Here is a 13,806-nt window from a genome sequence, read left to right on the forward strand (position 1 = left end):
CGGAAGGGTACTGCCTAGGCTTCGATGCTGAATCGCAGGACCAGAGCGAGGCCGATAATCACGGCACCCCAGATCAGACCAAGAATAATGGTGATGCGGTTCAGGTTGCGCTCGGCTACACCCGAAGATCCCATTGAGCTGGTCATGCCGCCGCCGAACATGTCGGACATACCGCCACCACGGCCCTTGTGCAAAAGGATCAGCAGGGTCAGCAGGACGCTTGTAATGCCCAGCAATACCTGCAAAATGATCTTGATAATATCCAAGTCGACGGTTCCTTAGTTAGATTCAGTCGGTGACGAGATGATGCTCGAACCTGACAATATTAGCAAATTCCTCGGCATCCAGGCTGGCACCGCCAACCAACACGCCATCAACATCGCGTTCGCGCATGATCGATGCGGCATTTGCTGCCTTAACACTACCGCCATAGAGCAGTTGAGTCTTCTCGGCAATCTCTGCACCGAAGCGTTCAGCCAGCGCACCGCGAATTGCGGCGCACATTTCCTGCGCGTCAGCTGGTCCGGCAACTTCGCCCGTACCGATGGCCCAGACTGGTTCGTAGGCGATGACCAGGCTTGCGGCCTGCTCAGCGGTTACGCCTTCCAGCGACTGAGCCAACTGGTCCAGGGTGAATGCCACATGCTCGCCGGCCTTGCGTACTTCCAGGCCTTCGCCGACGCAGAGCATCGGGGTCAGGTCGTGGCGGTAGGCAGCAGCCAGCTTGGCGGCAATCACCTGGTTGGTTTCATTGTGGTACTCGCGACGCTCGGAGTGGCCTACCAAAACGTAGGTGCAGCCGAGCTTCTTGAGGAACTGGCCCGAAATTTCACCAGTGTACGCACCTGAGTCCTGTGCGGACAGATCCTGGGCTCCGTAAACGATATCCAGTTTGTCGCCCAGGGTCAGTGTCTGCACGCCGCGGATGTCGGTGAAGGGAGGGAACACTGCGACCTCGGCACGATCGTAATCGTGCTCATGGTCCTTCAGGGTCCACGCCAGCTTCTGCACCAGGGTGATGCCCTGGACGTGGTCCATGTTCATCTTCCAGTTGCCGGCAATCAGCGGCTGGCGCACAAAGGCGCCGTTCTGCGAAATGGTCATTATTAGCCTTCCAATGCGGCAACACCCGGCAGGGTCTTGCCTTCGAGGTACTCCAGCGAAGCGCCGCCACCGGTGGAGATATGGCCGAAGTCATCCTCCGAGAAGCCCAGTGCGCGCACGGCTGCAGCGGAATCGCCGCCGCCTACGACGCTGAACGCTTCCGAGTCCGCCAGAGCCTGCGCGACGGTACGGGTACCTTCGGCGAAAGCAGGGATCTCGAAGACGCCCATCGGGCCATTCCAGAACACGGTATTTGCACTGGTGATGTAGCTTGCGAACAGTTCAGCGGACTTTGGTCCGATGTCCAGGCCAAGGCCGTTGGAGCCGAAGCTGGCTTCTTCGATCTTGTCTGCGGCCAGCACCTCGTGCTCTGCGTCGGCACCGAACTTGCTTGCCACTACGACGTCGCTAGGCACGATGATGTCGCAGCCGAGCTTCTCGGCCCGCTGCAGGTATTCCTGGCAGGTCGCGATCTGGTCTTCTTCAAGCAGCGAGCTGCCAATGGCGAAGCCCTGCGCCTTGAGGAAAGTGAAGGCCATGCCGCCACCGATCAGCAGCTGATCGGCCTTGCCCAGTAGGTTGTCGATGACAGCGAGCTTGTCCGATACCTTGGACCCTCCGAGCACCACAACGTATGGGCGCTTCGGGGCCTCGGTCAGGGTCTTGAGGACCTTGACCTCGGTAGCAACCAGGTCGCCCTGGTAGCTAGGGAGCAGACTGGCGATGTCGTAGACCGAAGCGTGCTTCCGGTGCACAGCACCGAAAGCGTCGTTCACGTAAGCGCCGTTCTGACCGGTCAGCGCAGCCAATTCCTTGGCGAACTCTTCGCGCTGCGCATCATCCTTGGAGGTTTCGCGAGCATCGAAGCGGACGTTCTCCAGAACCAGCACGGAGCCCTCTTCGAGGTTTGCCGCCAACTGGCGAGCGGAGTCGCCCACCACGTCTTCGGCAACAGCTACGTCGAAGTCAGCCAGTTCGTCCAGGCGGTTAGCCGCAGGAGCGATGGAGTACTTGGCATCGACCTGGCCCTTGGGGCGTCCCAAGTGGGCCATTACGATGACCTTTGCGCCAGCTTCAGCCAGCTTGCCGATGACTGGCAGCGACGCGCGGACGCGGCCATCATCGGTCACAGTTGCACCGTCGAGCGGTACGTTCAGGTCACTGCGGACCAGAACGTACCGTCCGCGGACGCCGTTGTCAGCGATCAATTCGTCAATGGTGTGAGAAGACATGTCTCTAGGTTATCGACTAGAGGCTGGATCCCACGAATTCAACGAGGTCAACAAGTCGCGAGGAGTAGCCCCACTCGTTGTCGTACCACGCGACGACCTTCACGCTGTTGCCCATCACGGTGGTCAGACCGGAGTCGAAAACTGCCGAGTGGGGGTTGGTCACGATGTCCGAAGAAACCAGTGGATCGGTGGAGTACTCAAGGTATCCGCTCAATGCACCCTCGGCAGCTGCCTTCTCGAATGCTGCGTTGATTTCTTCCACAGTTGCGGTGCGGGCCAGGTTCACGGTCAGGTCGGTGGCCGAACCGGTTGGAACTGGTACGCGCATAGCGTAACCGTGCAGCTTGCCCTTCAGCTCTGGGAGCACCACGCCGATGGCCTTTGCGGCACCGGTCGAGGTCGGGATGACGTTCAGCGCCGCGGCGCGGGCACGGCGTGGGTCGCTGTGCGGTGCATCCTGCAGGCGCTGGTCTGCGGTGTAAGCGTGGATGGTGGTCATCAGGCCATCAACAATGCCGAACTCTTCGTTCAGCACCTTGGCTACTGGAGCCAGGCAGTTGGTGGTGCATGACGCGTTCGAAATGATGGCGTGGTTTGCAGGATCGTACTTGTCCTGGTTGACGCCCATCACGATGGTGATGTCTTCATTCTTGGCAGGAGCCGAGATGATGACCTTCTTTGCGCCAGCAGCTACGTGCTTCTTGGCGTCTTCTGCGTTGGTGAAGAATCCGGTCGATTCAATGACGACATCGACGTTCAATTCGCCCCATGGAAGGTTGGCTGGCTCACGCTCAGACAGAACCTTGATACGGCGTTCTCCGACGACGATGGTATCGCCGTCCACGGATACCGGCTCGCCCACTGGGCCGAGCACGGAATCGAACTTCACCAGGTGAGCAAGCGAATCGATTGAACCAAGGTCATTGACGGCGACGATTTCAATGTCTGCCTTATGGGCCAGAACTGCACGCAGGAAGTTGCGTCCGATACGACCGAAACCATTGATTCCAACACGGGTTGTCACGTGACTATCTCCTCTAAATGGGATGATGATGCCACGACCGCACGCGAGCGGAGGTGGCCTTCTTTAAGAGGACACTCCGTTGTGCCGTGCTTGCGGATCCCAACGAATTGCCGGGATCCGCAACACACTTGAAACATACTACGCTACATTAGCGCAGAATGTGAGCTAACTTACCAGATAAGTCTTACTTACCTGGAAGGATCAGCGCTGCTGCGCCGTTGCGGGCAGCTTCGAAACGAGCCTGGACATCTGCCCAGTTCACGATGTTCCAGAATGCCTTGACGTAGTCAGCCTTGACGTTGACGTAGTCCAGGTAGAAGGCGTGCTCCCACATGTCCAGCATCAGCAGCGGGGTGGTTGCCACTGGGATGTTGCCCTGCTGGTCGTACAGCTGCTCGATGACCAGCTGGCCGCCCAGTGCGTCGTAAGCCAGCACTGCCCAGCCCGAGCCCTGCAGGCTCATGGCCGAAGCGGTGAAGTGGCCACGGAAAGCGTCGAACGAACCGAAGAAGTCGTCGATGGCCGCTGCCAGCTCGCCCTCAGGCTTGTCGCCACCCTCTGGGGACAGGTTGTTCCAGAAGATCGAGTGGTTGGTGTGGCCACCCAGGTGGAACGCCAGGTCCTTGGACAGCTTAGGGATATTGCCGAATTCGCCCTTTTCGCGAGCTTCAGCCAACTGCTCCAGTGCCGAGTTTGCGCCAGCAACGTAAGTTGCATGGTGCTTGGAGTGGTGCAGTTCCATGATGCGAGCCGAGATGTTCGGCTCCAGTGCGGCGTAGTCGTACTGCAGTTCTGGCAGTGAATAAACAGCCATGATTCTCCTCAATCTTCTCAATTGGTTGAATCTCCGCGGGAGGGCTCCCGCGGGGACATTTTAATGTTCCAGTTCATCTCCTGGAACGCTGGACTCCGTACCTGGTATTCCCAGATCGCTCGCCTTTTTATCCGCCATAGCCAAAAGGCGGCGGATTCGGCCAGCGATGGCGTCCTTGGTCATTGGCGGTTCGGCCATGCGGCCGAGCTCATCCAAGGAGGCTTGCTTGTGCTCAAGGCGCAGCAGTCCCGCATAGCGCAAGTGCTCGGGAACCTCGTCGCCCAAGATGCCCAGTGCACGCTCAACGCGGGCACCGGCAGCTACCGCTGCCTGGGCACTGCGCCGCAGGTTGGCGTCGTCGAAGTTCGCCAAGCGGTTCGCCGTCGCGCGAACTTCCTTGCGCATGCGCCTTTCTTCCCAGACCATGAGCGCATCGTGAGCGCCCATGCGGGTCAGCAGTTGGGCGATGGCATCGCCATCACGGATCACAACGCGGTCCACACCGCGCACTTCACGCGCCTTGACCGTCAGTCCCAGGCGGCGAGCTGCACCGACCAGCGCCAAAGCGGCTTCTGGCCCAGGGCAGGTGATTTCCAAAGCGGAGCTGCGTCCGGGTTCGGTCAACGATCCGTGGGACAGGAATGCGCCGCGCCATACAGCTTCAGCGTCGGCGGTGGAACCGTTGACGATCACCGAGGGCAGGCCGCGTACCGGCCGGCCGCGCTGGTCAAGCAGGCCAGTTTGGCGTGCAAGCACTTCGCCGTCCTTGGAAACACGCACAATGTAGCGGCTCCCCTTGCGGATGCCCGATCCGGAAACCATGACGATTTCGGCATCGTGGCCGTACAGCTCGCCGATAGCAATCTTCAACCGCCGGGCCGTCGCCGCGAGGTCCACTTCTGCTTCGATGACAATTCGTCCGGAGACGATGTGCAGCCCGCCGCTGAAGCGGAGCATGGTCGAAACCTCGGCTTTGCGGACCGATGGCTTGCGAATCTCTACCCGCGACAGCTCGTCTTTGACGGAAGCCGTCAATGCCATGAATCAAACTCCCTTACTTGGATCTTCCTAAGACCCGATCGCGGTAAACACCTCGTGATAGGCCGCCGCTAGTCGCAACGGGTCGTGCACAGCACGACCGTCAGATACTCCTACTGTACTAAAAAAGACACGCGCACCGAGTTTTTGCGCTGCCAGCTCAAATCGATCCCTGTTAAGAATCTTTGATTCGTCGGCAATAATTGCATCGAATTTGACCTCGGGTGCGTAACGTCCCAGCACCTCCAAGTGCGCCGCGGCGTCCATCCCGGAAGTCTCTGCCGTATCAAAGGCCAGGTTCATGGTCAGCAGCTTCTTGGCCGTGGTCGATGCCAGGGCCTGGCGCATATCCGGCAGCAGCAGATGCGGGAGCACCGAGGTGTACCAGGAACCGGGACCGAGAATCACCCAGTCCGCCAGATCGATGGATTCCAGCGCTTCGGAGCAGGCCGGCGCATCGGACGGTTCCAGGTACACGTGGGTAACCAGGCCGCCGGAACCGGCGCGAGCCAGCTTGGCCTGCCCATCGATTCGGCGACGCACCAAGGTGTCGTTCACCGGGTCGGATTCAAGAACCTCGCCATGGATGGACAGCGGAACCGTGCTCATTGGCAGGACCTGCCCGCGCGCGCCAAGCAGGGCACCTGCCCAACGCAGGCCAGCTACCGGGTTATCGAGCAACTCCCACAGCGCCAGGATCAGCAAATTGCCAACGGCATGGCCGTTCAATGGCTCGTCGGCGTTTTCGGTCGATTCAAAACGGTACTGCATGACATCGCGCCAGGTACGGCCCCAGTCATTGTCGTCGCACAGCGCAGCCAGCGCCATGCGCAAGTCTCCCGGGGGCAGCACATCGAAGGATCCCCGAAGCCGCCCGGAACTGCCGCCGTCATCGGCCACCGTTACTACGGCGGTGAGGTCGGTAGTCAGACGGCGCAGGGCAGAGAGCGACGAGGACAGCCCGTGTCCCCCGCCCAAGGCCACCACCGATGGGTTGCGGTAATCATCACTTCGAGTCAGTCCCTGGATCGGGATCGGACCTGTAGCAAAGGCCATGGCGGCTACTCACGCCCCAGATCACGGTGGCTGATATTCACCCTGACGTTCGGGAACTGCGCCAGGCGCCGGCCCAGCTCAATGGTGGTTGCTACCGAGCGGTGCTTGCCGCCGGTGCAGCCCACGGCAATAGTCGCGTAGTGCTTATTCTCGCGGCGGTAACCTTCAAAGACCGGTTCCAATGCCTTGAGGTAGTTCTCGATGAACTCGCTCGTGCCTTCCTGGCTCAGCACATAGTCCGACACTTCCTTGTCCTTGCCTGTCTGCGGGCGCAGTTCAGGTACCCAATGGGGGTTGGGGATGAAACGGACATCTGCCACGTAGTTGGCATCAGCGGGCAGGCCGTACTTGAACCCGAAGCTCATCACGTTGATGCGCAGGATGATCGGCCCGGATTCGCTGAACAGTTCGTTGACTGCACGTGCCAGGTCGTGCACCGACATGGTCGTGGAATCCAAGATGATTTCGGCAGCTTCACGCAATTGATCGGTGATCCCGCGTTCGCGCTTGATGCCGTCGACAATGCGGCCGTCATCCTGCAGCGGATGCGGCCGGCGACCCTGCTCGAAGCGGCGGATCAGCACCTCGTCGCTGGCGTCGAGGTAGACCAGGCGGAACTTCACCCCGCTGGCTGTCAGGTTCGCCAAGGCATCGCGGATTTCCGGGAACATTTCCTTGGAGCGCACGTCCATCACGACGGCCATCTTCGGGATGGAGCCCTGCGAACGGCTCATCATCTCCGTCAAGGGTCCAAGCATGGCCGGTGGAAGGTTCTCCACTACGTACCAGCCCTGGTCTTCCAGAGCATGCGCGACTGTGGTGCGACCGGCACCTGACATGCCGGTTACGATCACGAGTTCGGACTCAGGGGGTTTTACTGCTTCATACTCAGCGGTCATATCACAAGGCTAGTCGACAATTTCGCCTGTAGTCATATTCACACCGGTTAATGAAGCGTCTTCTAGGGACTCTTTGATGGAAGTCGCAAGTTTTTCACCGACTCCTGGCACGTCCATCAGCTCCTCGATGCTCGCCGCACGGATCTTCTTCATCGACCCGAAGTGCTTGCGCAGGGCAGCCTGCTTGGACTTGCCCAGCCCCGGGATCGCGTCCAAATCCGAGGCGATCATGGATTTAGCACGCTTGGCGCGGTGGAAGTTGATCGCAAAACGGTGCGCCTCGTCGCGAAGCCGCTGCACCAAATACAGGGCAGCTGAGGCACGCGGCAGGATCACCGGGAACGGATCGTCGGGCAGCCACAGTTCTTCCAAGCGCTTAGCCAGGCCGACCACAGGAATGTCATCGATTCCCAGGTCGTCCATGGCCTTCTGCGCCGCGGCCACCTGGGGCGGTCCGCCGTCAACGATCACCAGAGATGGCGGGTAGGAGAATCGCTTCTTTTCCTGCTCACCGGTTTCTTCATCCATTTCCCCGGTTGCAAAGCTCTTGGGGTAGATCTTCTCCTTCAGATAGCGGCTGAAGCGACGGTAGATCACGTCGTACATGCTGGCGGTATCATCGCGTGCTGCATCACCGGTGATGGAGAACTTTCGATATTCGCTCTTCTTGGGCAATCCATCTTCAAAGACCACCATGGAAGCAACCACGTTGGTGCCTTGGGTATGCGACGCGTCATAGCATTCGATGCGCAGCAGTGCTTGTTCGGCTCCCAGTGCATCCTGCAGTTCCTGCATCGCCAGCGAACGCGTGGTGATATCACCTGCTCGCTTCGACTTGTGCAGGCGCAACGCTTGCTCCGCGTTCTCCACGACCGTGGATGCCAGTGCCGCCTTGTCGCCGCGTTGGGCGACGCGCAAGGAGACCTTGGAACCACGCAGCTCAGTGAGCCAGGTCGTGACATCCTCAATGTCTTCGGGCAGAGTCGGAACCAGGATTTCCTTGGGAATCCGGTCCGCGTGATCAGCGTAGACCTGGGTGAGAAGCTGCTCGACGAATTCAGCGCCGGTGGTATCCGCAACCTTTTCGACGACCCAGCCTCGTTGCGAACGGATACGGCCGTCGCGGACATGGAATACCTGCACGGCAGCTTCCAATTCATCGCCATGAATACCGAAGATATCAGCTTCGGTACGGTCATCAAGGACCACGGCATTGCGTTCAAAAACTCTGTTCAGTGCGGCAATGTCATCGCGATAGCGGGCGGCCTTCTCGTATTCAAGTTCGGCCACCGCCTCTTGCATCTTGGCGCTCAGGGCCTTGGTGAACTTAGTCGCCTCACCGCTCATGAAGGTGCATAGGTCATCAGCCAGTTGCCGATGGTCTTCTTCGCTGATGCGCCCCACGCAAGGTGCCGAGCATTTGTCGATGTACCCCAACAGGCAAGGACGACCCGATGCTTCGGCACGCTTGAACACGCCCGGCGCACAGCTGCGCACAGGAAAGACCCGCAACAGCGTATCGAGGGTTTCCCGGATGGCCTTGGCCGGATAGAACGGCCCGAAATACTTCACGCCCTTGCGCTTGTCCCCGCGCATCACCAGGGCACGCGGGTACTTTTCGTTCAAGGTGACAGCAAGATACGGGTAGGTCTTGTCATCACGGAAAACAATGTTGAACCGGGGATTGTATTCCTTGATCCAGGAGTACTCCAGCTGCAACGCTTCCAATTCGGAACCCACCACGGTCCACTCCACGCTGCCGGCGGTGAATACCATGGCCCGGGTTTTGGGCGTGAGCCGGTCAGGATTGGCGAAGTAGGAGGTCAAGCGGTTGCGCAGGACCTTGGCCTTGCCAACGTAGATGACACGGCCGTGTTCATCGCGGAAACGGTACACGCCCGGTTTCGTGGGAATGTCCGAAGTTCTCGGACGGTAACTTGCCGGATCAGCCATGGTCTATTTCGCGTCCGGTGGCAGCTGGTTGTAGGAATCGACGCGTTCCTGGCCGGAAAGCTCGGCAATCGCATCAACGATCCGGTCCGTGGCCTGGCGGCGCTGCGGCAACGGGTGCTTGCGTCCCAGCTGGTCGAAGTACAGCGGCTCGCCATAGTGGATATGGAATTTGGCAGGACGGAAACCCTTTGAACCAGCAGGCTGCAGCTTCTCCGTGCCGATCAAGCCCACCGGTACCACTGGTACACCGGTGGTCAGCGCCAGCCAGCCCACGCCGGTGCGTCCGCGGTACAACTTGCCATCGCGCGAGCGAGTGCCCTCGGGGTAGATGCCGATGCCCTTGCCGCCTTCGACGATTTCCACCAGGGAATCGAGGGCGGCAACCGAAGCGGCCTGTTCGCCACGCTGCACCGGAATGGATCCCACGGATTCGAAGAAGGTCTTCATCACCTTGCCCTTCAGTCCCGGGGTGGTGAAGTATTCCGCCTTGGCGAAGAACGCCACGTCGCGCGGGGTCAACGCCTGAATGATCAACGAGTCGAAGAAAGACAGGTGGTTGGAGGCGACAATGAAGCCGCCTTCCTTGGGAACGTTCTCAAGCCCGGTCACTTCCGCACGGCATACACCGTGGATGACGCCCCGAATCGACGAACGGGTCATGGTGTAGATGCTCATCTACTTTGCACCTTCCTGCATGAGGTCATCGTCGAGGTTCAGCGTGTTTGCCAGCTGTGCTCCGAGCAGGAGCTCAGCAAGGTCCCGGGTTGTCGCCACAGTTGCGCCTGCCTGCTGCAGTTCATCGTCCTGGGCAAAGCCCCACGCGACGCCGACCGAAGCCACCGAATTCTCGCGGGCGGCATCCCAATCGTAGTAGCGGTCACCCACAACGACGCTGCTCGCCGGGTCCAGCTGCCCGTGCTCCAAAGCCTCAGCGACAATGTGCGTCTTGCTCGAACCCATGCTCCCGTGCTCATCCGCGTTGCCGTGAATCGCATCGAGATGCTCATCCAGCCCCTTGCGTGCAATGAGCTGGCGCGCAATGTTGATGGGCTTGGCCGTGGTCACTGCGACGTAGATCCCGGCCGATCGCAACGCGTCCAGGAGCGCCACAATGCCCGGGTAGATCACGGATTCTGCCATGCCCACCTCGGCATAGCGGGCGCGGTAGGCCGCGATGATGGAGTCGATGTTCTCGTCGGTGACGCCGTCAAGCGTACGCAGCCCGATTTGGAGGGGCGGGCCTACCAGCGCTTCAACTCGTGCTTCGCCCGGATCGGCCAAACCATGGGAGGTGACCGCGTGGCGGATACCCGAAGTTATGGCACCGGCAGGGTCCACGAGGGTCCCATCCAGATCGAAGAGCACACTTGTTACCGACATATTCACCTAGCCATCTTCCCATGAAGCGGACGCGGGTTAGCAATCCATAACTGAAATCGCATATGTCGAACATTCTCCGCCAGGCATTACAGGATCTCGGAGAGGAACTTCCCGGTGTGCGATTCGCTCACCTTGGCCACCTTTTCCGGGGTGCCAGCAGCCAGGATCGTGCCGCCGCCTGAGCCGCCTTCCGGGCCGAGGTCGATGACCCAGTCAGCCGACTTGATGACATCCAGGTTGTGCTCGATGGTCAACACGGTGTTGCCCTTGTCGACCAATCCCTGCAGCACCTTGAGCAGCTTGCGGATATCTTCGAAGTGCAGACCGGTGGTCGGCTCGTCCAGGACGTAGATGGAGCGGCCATTGGAACGCTTCTGCAGTTCCGCAGCCAGCTTCACGCGCTGGGCCTCGCCACCGGAGAGGGTGGTTGCCGGCTGACCCAGGCGCACGTAGCCCAAACCCACGTCCACCAGCGTGCGCAGGTGGCGGGCGATCGGGGTGAAGGCACTGAAGAACTCGGCGCCTTCGGCAATCGGCATATCCAGCACATCGGCAATGTTCTTGCCCTTGTACAGCACCTGCAGGGTTTCGCGGTTGTAGCGGGCGCCCTGGCAGACCTCGCAGGGCACGTAGACGTCCGGCAGGAAGTTCATCTCGATCTTCAGCGTGCCGTCACCCGAGCAGGATTCGCAGCGTCCGCCCTTGACGTTGAAGGAGAAACGGCCCGGCTGGTAGCCGCGCAGCTTCGCCTCGTTGGTTTCCGCAAACAGCTTGCGGATGTGGTCGAACACGCCGGTGTAGGTCGCAGGGTTCGAACGCGGGGTCCGGCCGATGGGCGACTGGTCAACGTGGACCACCTTGTCCAGGTGTTCCAGGCCCTGCACGCGGGTGTGGCGGCCGGGCACCTGCTTGGCGCCGTTGAGCTTGTTGGCCAGCACCTTGTACAGGATGTCGTTGACCAGGGTGGACTTGCCCGAGCCGGACACGCCGGTCACCGCGGTCAGCACGCCCAGCGGGAACTCCACCGACACGTTCTGCAGGTTGTTCTCGTTGGCACCGACCACCTTGAGCTTGCGCTCCTTGTCGATCTTGCGCCGCTTGGACGGGATGTCGATCTGCTTGCGGCCCGAAAGGTAGTCTCCGGTCAGCGACTTGGTGTTCTGCTTCAGGCCCTCCAGGGATCCGGAGTGCACCACTTCGCCGCCGTGCTCGCCGGCGCCCGGGCCGATGTCCACGATCCAGTCGGCTTCGGCAATGGTGTCTTCGTCGTGCTCCACCACGATCAGGGTGTTGCCCAGCGATCGCAGGTGCAGCAGGGTGTCGATCAGGCGGCGGTTATCGCGCTGGTGCAGGCCGATGGACGGCTCGTCCAGAACGTAGAGCACGCCGACCAGGCCCGAACCAATCTGCGTAGCCAGGCGAATGCGCTGCGCCTCGCCGCCGGACAGGGTGCCAGCAGCGCGTTCCAGGGTCAGGTACTCCAGCCCGACGTCCAGCAGGAACTTCATGCGCGCGTCGATTTCCTTGAGCACCTGCGCGGCGATCTGCGCCTCGCGTGCGGTGAGCACGATCGTGGAGAGGAATTCCGCGGCGCTGCGCAGGTCCATGGCGGCAACTTCAGCGATGGAACGCCCGCCCACCAAGACCGAGAGCGACGCCGGGTTCAGGCGCGCGCCGCCGCAGGTAGGGCACGGGATCTGGCGCATGTACTGCTCGTAGCGGTCGCGGGCGTGATCCGATTCGGTTTCCTGGTGCTTGCGGTGCACGTAGGAGATGACGCCCTCGAAGCCGGTGGAGTACTTGCGCTCGCGGCCGAAGCGGTTCTTGTACTGCACGACCACCTTGTGGTCCTTGCCATTCAGGATCGCTTCGCGGGCGGCAGCCGGCAGCTCCTGCCACTGGGTATCCATGGTGAAGCCCAGCTCATGGCCCAGGCCTTCGATCAAGCGGTTCCAGTATTCGGTGGTTGCCTTGCCTAGCGACCATGGGGCGATCGCGCCCTCGGCCAGGGTGACCTCGCCGTCCGGAACGATCAGGTGCTCATCGACCTCCAGCTTGGTGCCGATGCCGGAACAGGCCGAACAAGCACCGAACGGGTTGTTGAAGGAGAAAGTGCGCGGCTCGATCTCATCGATGGCCAGCGGATGCTCATTGGGGCAGGCCAGGTTCTCGGAGAACGCGCGCACGCGCTGGGGATCATCCTCGTCCAGGTCCACGAAGTCGGCCAGCACGCGTCCTTCGGCGATGCCCAGGGCCGTTTCGATGGAGTCAGTCAAGCGCTGGCGGGCATCTTCCTTGATGGCCAGGCGGTCGACGACCACCTCAATGGTGTGCTTGACCTGCTTGGCCAGCTTCGGCGGATCGTTCAGCTGGATGGTGGTGCCGTCAACGCGGGCACGGGCGAAGCCCTTGGAAGAGAGCTCCGCGAACAGGTCGACGAATTCGCCCTTGCGCGAACGCACTACCGGGGCGAGGATCTGGAAGCGGGTTTTCTCCGGTAGCTCCATCAGCTGGTCGACGATCTGCTGCGGAGTCTGCTTGGAGATCGGTTCGTGGCAGATCGGGCAATGCGGACGGCCCACGCGTGCCCACAGCAGGCGCATGTAGTCGTACACTTCGGTAATCGTGCCCACGGTGGAACGCGGGTTGCGGCTGGTCGACTTCTGGTCTATGGACACCGCTGGCGACAGTCCCTCGATGAAATCCACATCGGGCTTGTCCACCTGGCCGAGGAACATGCGGGCGTAGGCAGAGAGCGATTCGACGTAGCGGCGCTGGCCTTCGGCAAAGATGGTGTCGAAGGCCAAGGAGGACTTGCCCGAGCCGGACAGGCCGGTAAAGACAATCATTGCGTCACGCGGGAGATCAATGTCCACGTTTTTCAGGTTATGCTCGCGTGCACCCTTGACGACCAGGCGAGTCAGATCAGTTCTTTTACTCTGCGATGAAATAGCCACGAGGCAATACTAATCGAAAACTACTTCGAATACGTGTACGAATGGACGCAACTCACAGTTAATTCTCCAAACCCCTGATCCGGCGCACGGCGAGCGCTATGCGTGCCCGGCCACCCACCCGGAATGTCGACCGGTGAGCCAGCGTCCCCATGAATCCAGATCGGACCACGACCTCCCTATGGAGGTACCGGTTGCCCTTGGATTCCCGCTTGTGCCTGTCACGTGTGCGTCCCATCCCCAAGTTCGCAGCTATCTCGTAGATGCCAATGAGCGGCGAGCGCATGCTCTGTGTTGCACGAGCGGGAAAACGGATAAAATTCGACGTTCGGTTCACGCCGCCAACCAGGGG

The 13,806-nt window shown here is 60.7% G+C and carries 12 protein-coding genes; all 12 read right to left on the reverse strand.

What is annotated here, in order from left to right; genetic code table 11:
- Positions 1-14 precede the first annotated feature (14 nt).
- Entirely contained in the window at positions 15-266 is a 252-nt protein-coding gene (secG, locus tag CQ012_RS03455) for a preprotein translocase subunit SecG (protein ID WP_105656662.1), read from the reverse strand.
- Positions 267-288: 22 nt separating this feature from the next.
- Positions 289-1,104: a triose-phosphate isomerase gene (tpiA, locus tag CQ012_RS03460; protein WP_105656663.1), complete on the reverse strand. Its 816-nt coding sequence runs from the start codon at positions 1,102-1,104 to the stop codon at positions 289-291.
- A gap of 2 nt (positions 1,105-1,106) precedes the next feature.
- Positions 1,107-2,336: a phosphoglycerate kinase gene (locus tag CQ012_RS03465; RefSeq protein ID WP_105656664.1), complete on the reverse strand. Its 1,230-nt coding sequence runs from the start codon at positions 2,334-2,336 to the stop codon at positions 1,107-1,109.
- A 16-nt stretch (positions 2,337-2,352) separates the two neighbouring features.
- Positions 2,353-3,360 carry a type I glyceraldehyde-3-phosphate dehydrogenase gene (gap, locus tag CQ012_RS03470; RefSeq protein ID WP_105656665.1) on the reverse strand — a complete coding sequence of 336 codons (1,008 nt, stop codon included), beginning with the start codon at positions 3,358-3,360 and terminating at the stop codon, positions 2,353-2,355.
- A 184-nt stretch (positions 3,361-3,544) separates the two neighbouring features.
- Positions 3,545-4,174 (reverse strand): superoxide dismutase, encoded by a 630-nt coding sequence (locus CQ012_RS03475; protein ID WP_105656666.1) that lies wholly within the window; start codon positions 4,172-4,174, stop codon positions 3,545-3,547.
- Positions 4,175-4,234: 60 nt separating this feature from the next.
- Positions 4,235-5,215 (reverse strand): DNA-binding protein WhiA, encoded by a 981-nt coding sequence (gene whiA, locus CQ012_RS03480; protein ID WP_105656667.1) that lies wholly within the window; start codon positions 5,213-5,215, stop codon positions 4,235-4,237.
- Positions 5,216-5,242: 27 nt separating this feature from the next.
- On the reverse strand, positions 5,243-6,268 hold the full coding sequence (locus CQ012_RS03485; RefSeq protein WP_105656668.1) for a gluconeogenesis factor YvcK family protein: 1,026 nt from the start codon (positions 6,266-6,268) through the stop codon (positions 5,243-5,245).
- A 5-nt stretch (positions 6,269-6,273) separates the two neighbouring features.
- Positions 6,274-7,167, reverse strand: coding sequence for an RNase adapter RapZ (gene rapZ, locus CQ012_RS03490; protein ID WP_105656669.1), 894 nt, complete (start codon positions 7,165-7,167; stop codon positions 6,274-6,276).
- Between the two features lie 9 nt (positions 7,168-7,176).
- Complete coding sequence (gene uvrC / locus CQ012_RS03495; protein WP_105661453.1) at positions 7,177-9,120, reverse strand: excinuclease ABC subunit UvrC; 1,944 nt, start codon at positions 9,118-9,120, stop codon at positions 7,177-7,179.
- A 3-nt stretch (positions 9,121-9,123) separates the two neighbouring features.
- On the reverse strand, positions 9,124-9,795 hold the full coding sequence (locus CQ012_RS03500) for a lysophospholipid acyltransferase family protein (RefSeq protein ID WP_105656671.1): 672 nt from the start codon (positions 9,793-9,795) through the stop codon (positions 9,124-9,126).
- On the reverse strand, positions 9,796-10,500 hold the full coding sequence (locus CQ012_RS03505; RefSeq protein ID WP_286134095.1) for an HAD hydrolase-like protein: 705 nt from the start codon (positions 10,498-10,500) through the stop codon (positions 9,796-9,798).
- A gap of 86 nt (positions 10,501-10,586) precedes the next feature.
- Positions 10,587-13,457 (reverse strand): excinuclease ABC subunit UvrA, encoded by a 2,871-nt coding sequence (uvrA, locus tag CQ012_RS03510; RefSeq protein WP_286134096.1) that lies wholly within the window; start codon positions 13,455-13,457, stop codon positions 10,587-10,589.
- Positions 13,458-13,806: the final 349 nt, after the last annotated feature.

The sequence above is a fragment of the Arthrobacter sp. MYb214 genome (genome assembly GCF_002979865.1).
In the GTDB taxonomy this organism is placed as follows: domain Bacteria; phylum Actinomycetota; class Actinomycetes; order Actinomycetales; family Micrococcaceae; genus Glutamicibacter.